The organism is Streptomyces sp. NPDC001137 (assembly GCF_040298885.1).
In the GTDB taxonomy this organism is placed as follows: domain Bacteria; phylum Actinomycetota; class Actinomycetes; order Streptomycetales; family Streptomycetaceae; genus Streptomyces.
Genome location: NZ_JBEPBA010000012.1, coordinates 233111 through 248976, shown reverse-complemented (window position 1 = coordinate 248976; position 15866 = coordinate 233111). Strand labels below are relative to the sequence as shown.

Annotated in this window: 11 protein-coding genes and 1 pseudogene; 6 read left to right on the top strand and 6 right to left on the bottom strand. The window is 71.3% G+C overall.

Annotated features, from left to right (window positions below; translation table 11 throughout):
* Together ABT254_RS25040 and ABT254_RS25035 are read left to right on the top strand one after the other, a co-directional pair.
* A pseudogene (locus ABT254_RS25040) lies at positions 1-939 on the top strand (IS3 family transposase); the annotation flags it as partial.
* A gap of 554 nt (positions 940-1493) precedes the next feature.
* Positions 1494-4706, top strand: a complete 3213-nt coding sequence (locus tag ABT254_RS25035) for an amidohydrolase family protein (protein WP_351474100.1) — start codon at positions 1494-1496, stop codon at positions 4704-4706.
* A 142-nt stretch (positions 4707-4848) separates the two neighbouring features.
* On the opposite strand, the gene ABT254_RS25030 is transcribed toward ABT254_RS25035, so the two are convergent.
* The 4 genes from ABT254_RS25030 to ABT254_RS25015 all read right to left on the bottom strand — a co-directional run bounded on the left by ABT254_RS25030 (position 4849) and on the right by ABT254_RS25015 (position 8972).
* The gene (locus ABT254_RS25030; RefSeq protein WP_351474097.1) at positions 4849-5880 is read right to left on the bottom strand and encodes a LacI family DNA-binding transcriptional regulator; all 1032 of its coding nucleotides are present in this window, start codon (positions 5878-5880) and stop codon (positions 4849-4851) included.
* Positions 5881-5954: 74 nt separating this feature from the next.
* Positions 5955-6791 (bottom strand): ATP-binding cassette domain-containing protein, encoded by an 837-nt coding sequence (locus tag ABT254_RS25025; RefSeq protein WP_351474094.1) that lies wholly within the window; start codon positions 6789-6791, stop codon positions 5955-5957.
* Positions 6788-7801 (bottom strand): ABC transporter permease, encoded by a 1014-nt coding sequence (locus tag ABT254_RS25020; protein WP_351474091.1) that lies wholly within the window; start codon positions 7799-7801, stop codon positions 6788-6790. Before ABT254_RS25020 ends, ABT254_RS25025 begins: the two co-directional genes overlap by 4 nt.
* Positions 7802-7955: 154 nt before the next feature.
* Positions 7956-8972 (bottom strand): sugar ABC transporter substrate-binding protein, encoded by a 1017-nt coding sequence (locus tag ABT254_RS25015; protein WP_351474089.1) that lies wholly within the window; start codon positions 8970-8972, stop codon positions 7956-7958.
* 230 nt (positions 8973-9202) lie between these two features.
* Here ABT254_RS25015 and ABT254_RS25010 point away from each other — a divergent pair, with 230 nt between their 5' ends.
* Complete coding sequence (locus ABT254_RS25010) at positions 9203-10147, top strand: carbohydrate kinase family protein (RefSeq protein ID WP_351474087.1); 945 nt, start codon at positions 9203-9205, stop codon at positions 10145-10147.
* 44 nt (positions 10148-10191) lie between these two features.
* Positions 10192-10485, top strand: a complete 294-nt coding sequence (locus ABT254_RS25005; RefSeq protein WP_351474084.1) for a putative quinol monooxygenase — start codon at positions 10192-10194, stop codon at positions 10483-10485.
* 18 nt (positions 10486-10503) lie between these two features.
* Here the strand turns inward: ABT254_RS25005 and ABT254_RS25000 are convergent, their stop codons facing one another.
* Entirely contained in the window at positions 10504-13461 is a 2958-nt protein-coding gene (locus ABT254_RS25000; RefSeq protein WP_351474081.1) for a SpoIIE family protein phosphatase, read from the bottom strand.
* A gap of 462 nt (positions 13462-13923) precedes the next feature.
* Here ABT254_RS25000 and ABT254_RS24995 point away from each other — a divergent pair, with 462 nt between their 5' ends.
* A complete protein-coding gene (locus ABT254_RS24995; RefSeq protein ID WP_351474078.1) occupies positions 13924-14235 on the top strand; it encodes a hypothetical protein in 312 nt (103 codons plus the stop codon).
* 339 nt (positions 14236-14574) lie between these two features.
* Here the strand turns inward: ABT254_RS24995 and ABT254_RS24990 are convergent, their stop codons facing one another.
* Positions 14575-14796 (bottom strand): hypothetical protein, encoded by a 222-nt coding sequence (locus ABT254_RS24990; RefSeq protein ID WP_351474075.1) that lies wholly within the window; start codon positions 14794-14796, stop codon positions 14575-14577.
* Positions 14797-15011: 215 nt separating this feature from the next.
* Between ABT254_RS24990 and ABT254_RS24985 the strand changes: the two genes are divergently transcribed.
* Positions 15012-15854 carry a serine hydrolase domain-containing protein gene (locus ABT254_RS24985; protein WP_351474073.1) on the top strand — a complete coding sequence of 281 codons (843 nt, stop codon included), beginning with the start codon at positions 15012-15014 and terminating at the stop codon, positions 15852-15854.
* Positions 15855-15866 lie beyond the last annotated feature (12 nt).

Below are 15866 nucleotides of genomic sequence, written 5' to 3'. Positions count from 1 at the left end.
GGAGCAGGAGAACGAGGTCCTGCGCCGGGCCGCGGCTTATCTCTCGCAGGCGCACCTGCCGGGAAAAGGATCTACCCGCTCGTGAGAGAGCTGGCCGCCGGCGGGGTGCCCGTCACGGTCACGTGCCGGGTCCTCAAGCTCGCCAGACAGCCCTACTACCGCTGGCTCGACAAGCCGGTGGCCAACGCCGTGCTGGAGGAGGCCTACCGCGCGAACGCCCTGTTCGACGCCCATTGCGAGGACCCGGAATTCGGCTACCGATTCCTGGCCGACGAAGTCCGCGACGCCGGGGCGGTCATGGCCGACCGGACCGCATGGCGGATCTGCCGGGACAACCACTGGTGGAGCGTGTTCGGGAAAAGACGCGGCAGGACCAAGAAGGCCGGTCCGCCGGTGCACGACGACCTGGTCCGCCGTGACTTCACCGCGGGTGGCCCCAACAGGCTGTGGCTCGCCGACATCACCGAACACGCCACCGGCGAAGGGAAGTTGTATCTCTGTGCCATCAAGGACGTCTTCAGCAAGAGGATCGTGGGCTACTCCATCGACGCGCGGATGAAGTCCCGCCTGGCCGTGGCTGCCCTGGACAACGCTGTTGCCCGGCGTGGACACGTTGCCGGGTGCATTCTGCACAGCGATCGCGGGTCGCAGTTCCGGTCAAGGAAATTCGTCCGGTCACTCGACCGCCACCGGATGACCGGATCGATAGGAAGAGTCGGGGCGGCAGGCGACAACGCGGCCATGGAGTCCTTCTTCAGCCTCCTCCAGAAGAACGTTCTCGACCGCCGATCGTGGGCCACCCGCCAGGAACTGCGGATCGCGATCGTGACCTGGATCGAACGGACCTATCACCGACGCCGCAGACAAGCCTCGCTCGGCCGGCTGACCCCCGTCGAATTCGAGACCGTCATGACCACGCCGGCCCTCCAGGCCGCGTGACCGAACCTGTCACCCAAACTTGCAGCAGACCCCGCCGATGAAGGCAGGCGGTCGGGTGGTGACGGGTGCCTCCCGATGCCCGGTCCATCAAGGGCCCTGGTCTGCCTACGGCGTGGCCCAGCGCAAGGAGAAGGAAGCCAAGGAGAAGAAGCGCAAGATACGCAAGAAGCGCTAGCCCAACCTGACCTCCACGAGTGACATCAACGGCCCCGCACACCAGGAATCAATCACGGTCGGGCTCGACCGACGCGACCGCGCAGCTTCGCAGCAGAACCGAGCCACGATCGAACTCCTAAAGCGGTTGTCGACCATGGAGTTGGGCATCGACGATCCGCCGCAAGTCGGCGAACCGCTCGTCCTGCCGAGTCCCCCTGCCAGATCGCTCAGGGCGTACGCCGTTGTACGTGAACCCGTCCATGGTGCGCAACCACGCACCCCAATTGCCGAGACGCACCGCGCTGACACGCGACCATGGCCGCGCGCCGGGGACACGACAGAGTGATGGCCGGGGACAGCGTTGAGCCCGAGGCTGCCGGTGCAGCAGTGTTGCTGCCATGGACTGTGACCGGACCTCCGAGACCTCCGCCGCCTCCTCCTTTCGTCCGACCCGCCGTCAACTCCTCGCCGCCGCAGGCGCGTTGCCGCTCATCGGCACGACCGCGCCGCCGGTACGCCCCCGCACCGGCACCCCCTCCCTGTCCTTCACCCGGGCCACCAACGGCTCGGCCACCCTCGCCCCGGCCGGTGACCGCCTGATCGCCGAGGTGCAGGGCACCCTCTGGTCGCTGCCCCGCGCGGGCGGCAAGGCCGAGCCCCTGACCCCGGCCGACGTCGAACCGGGTCGGCCCATCCACTCCCCGGACGGCACCCTCGTCGCCTTCTGCGCCTACCGGGGCGGCGGCTTCCACCTCTGGACCATGCGCCCCGACGGATCCGGTCTGCGCCGCCGCACCGACGGCCCCTGGGACGACCGCGGCCCGGCCTGGTCGCCCGACGGCACCCGGCTCGCCTTCGCCTCCGAGCGCGGCGGCGACCCCGAAAGCGCCGCGAGCGGCAGTCCGTACCGCATCCACGTCCTTGAGCTGCGCACCGGCCGTATCACCCGCGTCACCGGCCTGACCGGCCAGGACGGCCCCCTCCAGGACGGCCCGTGGGAGGACTTCGACCCCACCTGGTCACCGGACGGCACCCGCATCCTCTTCGTCCGCGCGAAGCCCGTCGCCACACCGCTGGGCACCGGCCTGGAGGCCCGTACGATCGCCGCCGTCCCCGCCGACGGCACCGGACCGGTCGTCGTACGCCACACCGAGACCGAGGCCGCGCAGGTCATGACCCCGGCCCTGGCCCCCGACGGCCGACTGGCCCACCTGCGCACCACGGCCGCCCCGAACGGCTCCTGCACCCTGGTCGTGGACGGTCACCCCGTCCCCGTGCCGGGGGACATCGCTCCGGTGCCCCCGCGCTGGACGGCGGCGGGAGAGCTGCTGCTGACGCTCGACGGCGCCTTCACCCTCGTACGACCGGAGAAGCCGCAGCAGCCGCGGACCATCCCCTTCGAGGGGACGCTCCCCGTGCGGCGGCCGCGGTACCGGACCAAGGAGTACGACCTGGGGGAGCCGGGCCGGGCCCGGCCGGTGCGCGGGATCCATCTGCCCGCGCTGTCGCCCGACGGCCGGCAGATCGCGTTCGCCGCCCTCAACTCGCTCTGGCTGGCGGGCAGTTCGGGCGGCCGCCCGCCCCGGCGACTGCACACCGCGTCCCGCACCCGTTATCTGCTCGCGCCCGCCTGGGCTCCCGACGGCCGGTCGCTCCTCTACGCCGACGACCGCGACGGCCTCCTCGGTGTGTACCGTCACGATCTCGCCACCGGCGAGGAGACCGCGCTCGCGACCGGCGGCCGGGTCCACCCCGCGCTCTCCCCGGACGGGCAGCGGCTCGCCTGCCTCGACCTGACCGGCCGGCTCCTCGTCCGGGACCTGGCCTCCGGCGAGGAACGCGTCCTCGCCACCCCCCTCGGCGGCGGCGGACTGCCCGGCCGCCCCAGCTGGTCGCCGGACGGCCGCCACCTCGCCCTCTGCGACCGCAACCGCCTCAACTCCCGCTTCCGGGAGGGCTACAACCTCATCCGGATCGTCGACACCACCACGGGCACCGACCGGCTGCACGCCGTCGCGCCCCACACCTCCATCTCCGACCGGTACGACTCCGGGCCCGTCTGGTCGCCCGACGGCCGTTGGATGGCGGTGATCGTCGAATCGGCGCTCTGTCTGCTGCCCGTCGACCCCGACTGCACCCCGGCCGGCGAGCTGCGCACCCTCACCACCGAACCGGCCGACCACCCGTCCTGGTCCGGTGACTCGACGACGCTGCTGTACCTGTCCGGCAACCGGCTACGGCTGATCGCGGTCGACGGCGGTCCCGCCCGCACCGTCCGCGTCCCCCTCGACGCCCCCAGACCCACCCCCGCGGACGTGGTGGTGCACGCCGGACGTCTGTGGGACGGCACGGGCGAGACGACCCTCGACGACGCCGACATCGTCGTACGGGCCGGACGCATCACCGCGGTCGAACCCCACCGGTCGTCCGGGCGGACGGCCGCCCTCCGCCGCGTCGACGCCTCCGCGCGCACCGTGATCCCCGGCCTGTGGGACACCCACACCCACCCCTGGCAGACCACCTACGGCGGCCGCCAGACCGCCGGCCAGCTCACCTACGGCATCACCACGACCGTCTCCCTCGGCGGCTTCGCGTACGAGCAGGCCCGCATCCGCGAGGCGGTGGCCACCGGACAACTCGCCGGGCCACGGCTGCTCACCACCGGCGAACTCCTCGACGGGGCCCGCGTCGCGTACAGCATGGGCCGCGCCCACCGGACCCGGGAGGGTCTGCGCCGCTCCCTGCAACGGGGCGCCGACCTGGACTGGGACTTCGTCAAGACGTATGTCAGGGCACCCGGCTGGGTCATGGAGGAGGCCGCCCGCTTCGCCCACGAACGCCTCGGCGTACGCACCGGAGGCCATCTGCTCTCACCGGGCGTACAACTCGGCCAGGACCTGACGACCCATCTGCAGGCCACGCAGCGCGCCGAGTTCGGGCACGCGATCACGGCAAAGGGGCACGCGTACCAGGACGTGGAGGAGATCTACACCGCGAGCGGAGTGCGCTTCTCCGTGATCGCCACCCCCTTCACCTCCGCACCCCTCCTCGGCGCCGACCCCGCCCTCGCCGACGACCCGCGGGTCACGGTGGTGATGCCCCCGTGGGACGCGGCCGCCGTCCGCCAGTCGGCGGGCGCCCCGCCCACTGAGGCCCAACTCGCCACCCTCCGCACGGAGACCGACATCTACCGCCGCATCCTCGCCGCCGGCGGCCTGGTCGCCCTCGGCACGGACCAGCCGCTCGTCCCGGTCGGCCTCTCCCTCCACCTCGGCCTGCGCGCCCTGCACCGCGGCGGCCTCACCCCGGCCCAGGCCCTGCGCACCGCCACGGCCCTCCCCGCCCGCCTGTTCGGCATGGACGGCGACCTGGGCACGGTCGAAAAGGGCAAGCTGGCCGACCTGACGGTCATCGACGGCGACCCGTTCACGGACTTCACCACCCTTGTCCGTACGGTGTCGGTGTTCCGGGGCGGGGTGGCATACGAGACTGAGGAGTTGGTCGCTGCTTTCGAACCGACCACCGGGCACGCGAAGGCGGCGGAGGAGGACTGGCTGGAGCTGGGGCGCCTGATGCGCAGGGACGGCTGTTGTGAAGGCCACGGCGTCTGAGCGGGCTGCGCGAAGGTCGCTACGGTTCGGCAGCGCCCCTTCAGGGGCGCGGGGCTGTGTCGATTTGCGGCGCCGCCGCGTGGGCGCGACCAGCCACAACGGCGCCGCAGACGAAAAACAGCCACACCCGCAGACCCAGCGGTCAAGCGTCCCGCACCGCAGGTGCAGACCGCTCGCCGGAGCCCCGGACGATCAACCGCGTCGGCACGGTTATCGTCCGCGCCCGCGACCGATCACCGTCCAGCCGCGCCAGCGCCGTCGCCGCGGCCGCCCGTCCGATCTCCTCCGGGTCCTGGGCCACCACGGTCAGGGCCGGTTCGAGCGCCTCGGCGAGCGGTACGTCGTCGAACGCGACGACGGCGACATCCTTCCGCTTGCTGCGGGCGAGTTCGGCGACCATGCCGAGCGCGACCATGTTGTTGCCGGCGAACAGCGCCGTGGGCGGATCGGGCAGGGCGAGCAGCTGGGCGGTCGCGGCGGCGGCCGCCGGCTGGTCGTGGGCGTTGGTGACCAGCGAGCGGTCGTGGACGAGATCGGCGTCCTGGAGGGCCGTACGGTATCCGGCCAGACGCTCGCGGCGGGTGTACAGCTTCACGGGCAGGTCGCCGATGAAGCCGATACGGCGGTGGCCGTGGGCGATCAGATGGGCGACCCCGTCATGGGTGCCCGCACGGTTGGAGCTGACGATGCTGTCCGTGGACAGTCCGACTCCCGGACGGTCGAGGAAGACCACGGGCAGCCCTGCCGCGCGGTGGCTCTTGAGGTGGGAGTGGTCGGCGCCCACGGACGGCACGATCATCAGGATGCTGACGCGCCGGGCCAGGAACTTGTCCGTCAGGGCCCGTTCCCGGTCGGGGTCGTCCGCGGAGGACCCCATGAGCAGCGTCAGCCCGCGTTCGCCGACGGTGTCCTCGATGGCGCGGGCCACGGCTCCGAAGAAGGGGTTGGCGAGGTCGGGGATGACCAGGCCGATGGTGGTGTCCGGTCCGCCGACGCGGATGTTGCGGGCCATGAGGTTCGGCTGGAAGCCGAGTTCGGCGACGGCGGCGAGGACCTGTTCCCTGGTCCGGGGCGAGACCGGGCCGTCCTCGTTGAGGACCCGGGAAACCGTCTTGGCACTGACACCTACTTCCCGGGCGACGTCGGCCAGGGTGGGACGGCGGCTCGCAGCCATGGAGAACGTCTCCTGTCAGCTCCCGGTTTCCGGCCGCGGCCTCGGCCGGAACATGCGGGAGCTGGGTCGTGTGGTCAGTTGGCCTGAACTCCTGCCGCCTTCGCGGCCTCGGAATCCGCTACGACGGTACCTCCGGCCGCATCGACGGTGAGCGCGCCGGTCATGATGGCGACGACCTCCGCCATGGAGTAGTCGGACGGCTTGATCACCGCAGCCCGCTTGCCCAGCCGGTGCACGTGGATCCGGTCGGCGATCTCGAAGACATGCGGCATGTTGTGGCTGATCAGAACCACCGGCAGGCCCTTGTCGCGGACGCGCCGGATCAGGTCCAGGACCTGCCCCGACTCCTTGACGCCGAGGGCGGCGGTCGGTTCGTCCATGACGACGACGCTGCCGGCCCAGGCGACGGACCGGGCGACCGCGACGGCCTGCCGCTGTCCGCCGGAGAGGGTCTCCACCGACTGCGTGAGCGAACGCAGGCCGATCTTCAGGTCGGCCATGTGCTCGGAGGCCTCCTCGCGCATGCGCTTCTTGTCGAGCATGCGGAAGACACTGCCGAGGACACCGGGACGGCGCAGCTCGCGCCCGAGGAACATGTTCGAGGCGATGTCCATGGAGGCGGCCACGGCCAGGTCCTGATAGACGGTCTCGATGCCGTGGGCGCGGGCGCTCTGCGGACCGGAGAAGGTGATGGGCTTTCCGTTGAGGCGTATCTCGCCCGCGTCGGGGACCAGCGCGCCGGTGAGCGCCTTGATCAGGCTGGTCTTGCCGGCGCCGTTGTCGCCGATGACGGCGAGCACCTCGCCGGGCAGCAGGTCGAAGTCCGCGCCGTCGATGGCGGTGACATGGCCGTAGCGCTTGACCAGACCGCGGGCCTGCAGCACGGGCGTGGGGGAGGAGGTGGCGGTCATCGGGCCTTCTTCCGGGAGATCTGGTCGACGGTCACCGCGAGGATCACCAGCACACCGGTGATCAGGGTCTGGTAGATGGAGGCGACGCCCATCAGCTGCAGGCCGTTGCGGAACACACCGACGATGAGCACGCCGATGAAGGTGCCCAGGACCGAACCGCGTCCGCCGAAGAGGCTGGTGCCGCCGAGCACCACCGCGGTGATGCTGTCGAGGTTGTCGGTCTGCCCGGCCTGCGGGTCGCCCACTCCGGTGCGGGAGATGAGCAGCAGGGCGGCGATGCCGTAGAGCAGGCCCGCGACCGCGTAGATGCCGATGGTCAGGCGGGAGGTGCGGATGCCGTTCAGGCGTGCGGCTTCCTGGCTGTTGCCCAGGGCGTAGACGTGCCGGCCCCAACTGGTGTTGCTCAGCGCGTAGGCGAGCAGCAGGAACAGGGCGATGGTGACCAGGGAGCCGTAGGTGATGTCGGTGTGGCCGAGCGGGAAGGTCTGCCCGAGAGCCGTCAGCGGGCCGGGCAGGCTGGTGATGGTCTGCTCGTTGGAGTAGATGTGGGTCAGCGCGAACGCCACGTTGAGCATGCCGAGCGTGACGATGAACGGCGGCAGCGGGATCTTCTGCACCAACAACCCGTTGAGCAGTCCGAATCCGGCGCATACGGCGATGCCCAGCGCGATGGCGACGAGCGGGGGCAGGGTGCCGCCCGCAGCCATCTTGGCGATCATGATGCTGCCGAAGGCCATCACCGCACCGCACGACAGGTCGATGCCCGCGGTGAGGATGATCAGGGTCTGGCCGATGGCGAGGGTGCCCACGACCATGACCTGCTGCACGATCAGCGAGAAGTTACCGCCGGTGAGGAACTGGTCGGTCGAGATCGAGAAGAAGGCGCAGGCCAGGAGCAGCGCGACCAGGGGACCGGTGGTCGGTGCCGTGAGCAGTCTGCGGAGCGTGGTCGGCGCTTTGAGGTCGGCATACGGCGAGGACGTGCCCGGGGGCGTGGTCGTGGCAGTCATGCGAAGTCCTTGTCGGAAGACAGAAGTCCTTGTTGTCCGCCCGGCACGTTCCTGGCAGGAGGACTGAGGACGAGGGGGCGGCCGTCCCGGGCGGGGAGGAGGAGCCGGCCGCCCCGCTGAGGGGGAAGGGAAGTTGTCGCGGGCCTGGGGCGGCTCAGCCCCAGCAGTTCTGCAGGCCGAACGCGGTGTCCTTGGACGTGACGCCTGCCTGCGCCTTGTCGGTGATCAGGTTGACGCCGGTGTCGGTGTAACCGGACGCCTTCTTGCCGTTCTTGGCGTAGGTGACGACCGCCTTGACGCCCTCCGCGGCCATCTTCAGCGGGTACTGCTGCGAGGTCGCGGCGATCTTGCCGTCCTTGACCGCCTGGGTGCCGGTGCAGCCGCCGTCGACGGAGACGATCAGGACGTCCTTCTCGCGGCCCTTGGCCTTCAGCGCGGTGTACGCGCCCAGCGCGGCCGGCTCGTTGATCGTGTAGACGAGGTTGATGTCCGGGTTCTTCTGGAGGCAGTTCTCCATGGCGGTCTGGCCCTTGGCCTGGTCGCCGCCGGTGTCCTGGGCACAGGCGACGTCCTTGTCGGTGGCGCCGAAGCCCTGCAGGAAACCGTTGTGACGCAGGACGCCGACGGAGACGCCCGGCGCGAGGTCGAGGGTGGCTATCTTCGCCGTCTTGCCCTTCATGGCGGCCTTCGCGTACTGACCGATGAGCTTGCCCGCGTCGAGGTTGTTGGTGGCGAAGAGAGCGTCGACCGCGCTCTGCGGCTCGGTCGGGGTGTCCAGGGCGATGACCAGGACACCCTTGGCGCGGGCCTTCTGGACCGCGGGCACGATCGCCTTGGAGTCGCTCGGGGTGATCAGGATGCCCTTCACCCCGGCGGCGACCATGTTCTCGATGGCGGTGACCTGTCCGGCGTTGTCACCGTCGAACTTGCCCGCGGCGGTCATCAGCTGGGCGCCGTCCGCCTTGGCGGCCTTCTCCGCGCCTTCCTTCATCTTCACGAAGAACGGGTTGGTGTCGGTCTTGGTGATCAGACCGACCTTGATGCTGCCCGAGCCGGCGCTGTTGGAGCTCGATCCGGAGCCGGATCCGCAGGCGGTGAGAGCGAGGGCCGCGACGCCCGTGACCGCGGCGGCCCTGAGGAGGGAGGGGGACAGGCGAGTGGTGCGAGACATGAACGACTCCTGCGGGATGCGGGACGGCGAGCGGCGGTCTGATCGGAGCGGACTGCCCGCGGTGTCATCGTTGACTTATGTCATCGTTGACACCGCCTGGCGAGGATGATGGACTCCGGCTCGCGGCAACGTCAATGCCTTGCACTCGTCACAAATCGGCAACGTTCCCCCGCTGCAGGTCCGCAGCAGCAGGAATCCAGCCGGAAAGCAGCCGGAAAGAAGGCCAGCCCATGAGCCCGCGTCAGATCACCGTCCTGGGAGAGTGCGTCGCGGACGCCTTCACCGAACCGGCGAGCGCCCCGCACGAGCTCGCGCTGCGCGTGCTGCCAGGCGGTGGACCTGCGAACACGGCCGTGGCGCTGGCCCGCCTTGGCACCCCGGCCCGCTTCCTCGCCCGGCTCTCCGGTGACGTGTTCGGCCGGCTCTTCCGGGAGCGTCTGGAGGCCTCCGGAGTGGACCTGTCCCACGCCGTCGAGGCCGCCGAACCCAGCACCCTGGCGGTCGCGGAACTGGACGCCCTGGGGCAGGCCGCCTTCTCCTTCCACGCCCAGAACACGGCCGACTGGCAGTGGACCCCACCGGAACTGGCAAGGGTGGACCTGTCCGGAACGGCCTGTCTGCACACCGGCTCCCTCGCGCTGGTACGCGAGCCCGGCGCCGCCGTGGTGGAGGACTTCCTGGCGGCCGCCGCTCCCCGCACCACCATCAGCATCGACCCCAACGTACGGCCGCTGCTGGTGCGTCCCGAGGTCTACCGCTCCCGGCTGGAGCACTGGTGCGCCCTCGCCGACGTACTGCGGCTGAGCGAGGACGACCTGGCGCTCCTGCTGCCGGACACGTCCCCCGAGAAGGCCTGCGACATCTGGCACACCGCCGGCGCGCGGCTCGTCGTGATCACGCGCGGCGCCGAAGGGGCCCTGGCCTCCCTCGACGGCGAACGGATTCAGGTCCCCGCGGTGGCCACGCGGGTGGTCGACACGGTCGGGGCGGGGGACTCCTTCACGGCCGGTCTGCTGCACCACCTCGGCGCCCGCGGCTTCCTCGGCGGCCGGCTCCCGGACCTGGACCTGGCCGCCGTGGCCGAGGCCTGTGCGTTCGCCACCCGGGTCGCGGCCCTGACCTGCGCGGTCGCGGGCCCCAATCCGCCGTGGCAGAGCGAGCTGAACCAGCCCTGAACACCCCCCCGACATCCCACGACAACGCAAGGAGAGGGATCGCTGTGACCAAGACCCTGTTCGCCGAGTTCACCGCCCGCGACGGAGCGGAGGGCGAAGTCGCCCGTCTGCTGCGGGAGTACGCCGAGAAGGTCCGGGAGGAGGAAGGCAACCTCGCCTTCGACGCCTACACCAGGGCCTCCAGCCCGCGCGCCTTCTGGATCTTCGAGGTGTACCGCGACGAGGACGCCTTCCAGACGCATCTGAAGCAGCCGTACGGCGCTCCCTTCAACGCGGCCCTCGCCCCGCTGATCGAGGAGGACGCCTCCGTACTGACGTTCCTCGACCCGCTGACCTGACCTCGCCGGCGCACGGCCTCAGGTGTCGACCGAGTCGGCGGGCAGGGGCTGTTCGGTCCAGATGGTCTTCCCGGTACGGGTGTGGCGGGTGCCCCAGCGCCGGCAGAGGGCGGAGATGAGCTGCAGTCCGCGGCCGTCCTCGTCGGTGGCCGAGGTGTGCCGGATGTGCGGTGTGGTCAGGCTGGCGTCGGAGACCTCGCAGATCAGCGCGCGGCTGCGGAGCATGCGCAGCCGGATGGGACCGTACGCGTGCCGGATCACGTTCCCGACCAGCTCGCTGACCAGGAGCTCGGTGGTCATGACCAGGTCCTCCTCGGCCAGGTCCCAGTCGGTGAGCTGGGCGCGGACCAGCTCGCGGGCCCGGCCCGCCGCCACCGGGTCCTCCGGCAGCGGCCACTCGGCGACGTTCTCCGCGCCCAGCGGGTGGGTGCGGGCCAGCAGCAGGGCGGCGTCGTCGGGCAGCGCACGGTGGGCGGGGAGCAGGGCGGAGGTGATGGCCGCGCACAGGCCGTCCAGGTCGGACCCGTCCGCCGGTGCGCCAGCCTGGGCGTCCACGGACTGGAGGAGCAGCTCGGCGAGGCGGTTCATGCCGGTGGTGACATCCCTGTCCTTGCTCTCCACCAGACCGTCGCTGTAGAGGGCGAGCAGGCTCTCGGCGGGCAGTTCGGTCTCGAACGTCTCGAACGGGGGAGTGGCCACACCCAGCGGCGGGTCCGGGGTCATGGGCAGGAAGGTGACCGTGCCGTCGGGCCGGGCCACCGCCGGGGGCGGCTGACCGGCGCTGGCGTACGACAGCTGCCGGGTCACCGGGTCGTAGATGCCGTACAGGCAGGTGGCGAAGGCGTCGGTGCCGGGCTCACCGACGATGTCGTTGAGGTGCCCGAGGATCTCGTCGGGCGGCAGCTCCAGCTCCGAGAGGGTGCGCACGGCCGTGCGCAGCCCGCCCATGGTGGCGGCCTCGGCCATGCCGTGGCCCATGACGTCGCCGATCACGAGCGCCACCCGGGCCGCGGAGAGCGGGATCACGTCGTACCAGTCGCCACCGACGTCGGCTCCCTGCTTGGCCGGCTGGTAGCGCGCCGCCACCGTCACCTCGGGCAGCTCGGGCAGCGCCTGTGGCAGCAGGCTGCGCTGGAGGGTACGGGCCCGGGTCGTCGCCTCGTCGTAGAGCCCCGCCCGCTCCAGGGCCTGCGCGATCAGCCCGCTGAGCGCGGTCAGCAGCGTCCGTTCGTCGTCGTCCAGCGCTCGCGGCCGGTCGAAGCAGATCACCGCCGCGCCGATCCCGCGCCCCGACACCGCGAGCGGCAGAAAGGCCCACGCCTGCTCGCCGCCCTCCCTGATCAGGGCCTCGGCCCCCGGATAGCGCTTGCGGAACTCCTCCGGGGAGGCGATGTGGAGGGGGGTGCGGGTACGCAGGGCGTCCCCCACCGGGTTCGTGGTGTCCTGTGCCGTCCACTGTCCTTCCAGCACCCGGGTGAAGTGCTGCGGATATCCCAGGGAGCCGACCACGGCCAGCCGGTCGTCGACCACGCCGAGCATGATCAGTCCGGTGGCGCCGAGCGGGGTCATCACACAGTCGGCCACCGCCGCGATCACGTCCTGGGCGGTGACGGCCTCGGCCAGCTCGCGGGTGATCCGCTGCACCAGGGCCGCGCGTTCCGCGGCCGCGCGTTCCGCGGCGGCCCGCTCGACCTCCCGCAGATGCCGCTCGGTGGTGTCGGTGATGTAGAGGGTGAGACCTTCCGGCACCGGCACCAGCCGCAGGTGGTACCAGGACGTCCCGTCCGGCCACGGCACGTCGAAGCCGGCCGGGCGGCCCTCGGCAGCGATGGCCCGGCAGCGCTGCTCGAGACCCGGCACGGCACACACCGCGGGAACGTCCCAGAGCAGCGTCCCGGCCACCTCTCCCGCGGGGCCGAAGAGCCGCTCGGCGGCCTGGTTGAGGAAGTCGATGCGCCAGTCCGTGTCCAGGGAGACGAAGCCGTCGCTCATGTGCCGCAGTGCCCGCCCCACCGACTCGGCGGCCGTGTGCGTCTCGCTGCTGTCCCGGATGGTGCCGATCACCTTCTCCGGCGCCCCCGCCTCGTCCGTGATCGTCCGGGCCCGGGCCTCGATCCAGACGTATGTGCCGTCCTGGCGTCGGATCCGGTACTCGTGCTGGAAGCCGCCGCGCTCCTGGATACCCGTGTCGAAGCCGGCCACCGCCGCGGGCAGGTCGTCCGGGTGGATCAGCGCCGCCCACGCCTCGATACCGCCGGTCATGATCTCCGGATCGATGCCGGGCAGCACCTCCTCGACGGGCCCGCCGGCGGTCAGCTCGCCCGTGCGCAGGTCCCAGGTGTACGTGAGGGCCGGCGCCCCTTCCACCTCCTGCGCCGGAGTGTCCCGCGGCCCCGGTCCGTGCTGCAGGGCCCGCAGCAGGGTGCAGGGCGGATTGAGGATCCCGGACGATCTGAGCCTCCCGGACATCCAGGCCGCCACCTCGGTCAGAAACCCGTGCTCCGCCGGGCCGGGCTCGGTGCCCGGAGCGAAGAGCACGGAGAGCGCGCCGCGCCGCCCGCCGACGCCCGGAACGGGGACGGCCAGGTGCCCGATGCCGGCGGGGAGCCCGGAAGGCCACAGCGCGGCGGGGTCCCGGCCGGGCACCGGGTCGGGCGGGGCCAGGTCGGGCCGCCAGGCGACGGTGTCACCGCGGGCGGCCCTGCTGGGCGGCGCCTTGCCCCGGGCCGGGATGATCAGCCAGGGCCGGGTCATCGACTCGGGGAGCCCGCTGTCGGCGACCAGGTAGAGAACGCCGCTCATTCCGCCGCCCGGCAGATGCACCATGCCGCCCAGGCCGTGCGCCTCGGCCACCGCCTGCTGGAGCGCGGTCAGCAGCACCTCGACATCGCGCCGGTCCTCGTCCACCGCGCCGAGCAGCCGCATCCGCATCCGCTGCCGCTCCAAGGGCCGCACGGCGCCTCTGGCATTCACCACGCCCGACTGTCGCCTCCGCTCACCGCTCGGGGATCCATCCGCCCCGAGCAATTTAGGCGATTTCCCCGACCTTGGGGAGGTTTTGGCAGCCGATCGGTAAACCTCACCGGCCGTAGCCGCCCAGTACACCGGGGGTCAGGACGCCGTCGACGGCACCCCGAGGACGCCGAGCATCGCCGCCGCGAACACCCCTCGCCGCAAGGCGCCGAACGGCCCAAGCCGCCTCACGCTCCCGGCACCGCCGCACGGGTGGTTCCGCGCGGAGCGTCCAGGCCCGCCTCGGCGCCGCGATCCCCTGACGGCACAGGGGACTTGGGCCGGCAGCCGGGTTCCACGCCCTTCCTCGTTGATCGGACGATCCGGCGTGCCGACGAGCAGATATAGGAAATTTGCGCATTAACCTCCAGTCACCTTAAGACGTGGCGGATCTCGTTCGCGTCCGCTTCAACACCCGGAGAAGAAATGCGCAAGCCTCGCAAGACCGTTGTCGTGGCAGTCCTCCTCGGCACCGTCGGCTTCCTCGGCGCCGGCACCGCTTACGCCCACGGGGACGGGCACGGGAGCAAACACGGACAGGGTCACTCGCGCGAGCACCACGGCCGTGAGAGCCAGACGATCCGCGTCAACCAGAGCACCACGTGCACGGTGACCGAAGAGAACAGCGACGTACAGGGCGAGACCGCCTCGTTCGGCCCGTACGGCAAGCCCGCCACGCAGAACACCAACGTCGGCTCGAGCCTGGGCTGCAACAACACCGTCAGTTTCGGCAAGTAGCCCGGACGCGACGCACACGAGGAAGGCCCTCCGTGATCTCCACGGAGGGCCTTCCTCCTGCGTATGCAGGTTTTGACCTGGCCTTTCTCAGGCAGCCCTGGACCGCGCCGCACGCGGGTCCGGGGCGGGCTCCTGCGCATCCTCGGGCCGGAGGATCTCGTCTTCTCCGAAGTCCGGGGCCTGGAAGGGGGTCGTCGTCGGAGGCGGCGACGGTGCCGTGGAACGGCGGGGTTGCCCTTCGAGCGGGGCGGAGAACAGCGACGTCGGGTCGATGAGAGGTCTGCCTTTCGTTACAGGTCCCCGAGGGGGCCTGGCGTGCCGCGGCCGGGCACGGCGGCGCTACAGCTTGGTCATCTTGGCGTACGGGCTCAAGATCCGCATCTGGGTCGAGCCGAAATCGACGAGCGCCGCGATCCCGTCCTCGATGCCGACCACCCGGCCGAGGCCGTAGACGTCGTGTGTCACTTGGTCGCCCATGGCGAAGTGCTTGGGGGCCGGTGCGACCGGGGCCTTGAAGGGGCTGGTGGGCAGATGGCGCTTCGGTGCCGCAGGCTTGGTCATGGCTCAGTATGAGCCCATGTTTCCCCGGCTCGCTGTGGCCGTCGGCACACATCCGCGCCGGGACCTCCGCGCCAAGCCGCTGACCTGGTGCTTCGAGGTCTGGACGAGGCGTAATGACAACTCCTCCACGCGCCCGTCATCGAACAGGTCGCCCGACGCGTCCGTCGCCGGGCAGCGACCTACACGGCACCGCATGCCCGCGGGTACGGTGACTCATGATCCAAGTTCCCACCTGCGTACTCAGCAGCTTCGAGCCGCCCCGGTTACGGGGCGGCCACAGCCTGGACCTGTTCGTGCAGATCGGGTCCCTGACCAAAACGCTCACCGCAACCGTCCTGACCGCCTTGGCCGACCGCGGCGCCCTGAGCCTCGACGACCGGCTGGAGTCGTTCCTGCCCGCGCCCGAGGGCACCGCGATCACCCTGCGCCATCTCGCCGAGCACACCTCGGGCCTGCCGCGGCTGCCCCCGGGAATCGGCGGCCGCGACCCCTACGCGGCCTTCGACGCCCAAGCCCTTCACGCGGTCGTACGGCAGCTGGACACCCTGGTCACGGCTCCCGCGGGCACCACCGAGGAATACTCGAACCTCGGATACGCCCTGCTGGGCGCCGCTCTGGTAGCGGCCACCGGCACCCCGTACGAGGAACTCCTCCACCGGCATGTCCTCGCCCCCCTCGGTGTCACCGACGTCGCCGCCGACCCGCCGCCCGGCAGGCGGCTGTGCCGCCGGGGGCTCTTCGGACGACCGGAGCGGCCCTGGACGATGACCGGCGCAATCCTCCCCGCCGGCGGCCTGTGGGCCACACCCGAAGCCACCGCGCGCCTCGTCACGGGCCTGCTCGTCGACCGCCTGCTGGGCGAACCCGCACCGGCCTGGCAGAGAGCAGGACGCCTGCTGTGGCACAACGGCGCCACGGGCAGCGCCTCGGTCTTCGCGGGCGCGGCACCCCAGGGCTGGATCCTCGTCCACCGCCTGTCGGGCCGGAGTGCGGCGACGGACCGGCTGGCCCTGGACACACTCAGACGTTTCGTCGACGGCGCGTCCCACCAGAGGTGAGGGGAGCCCGCC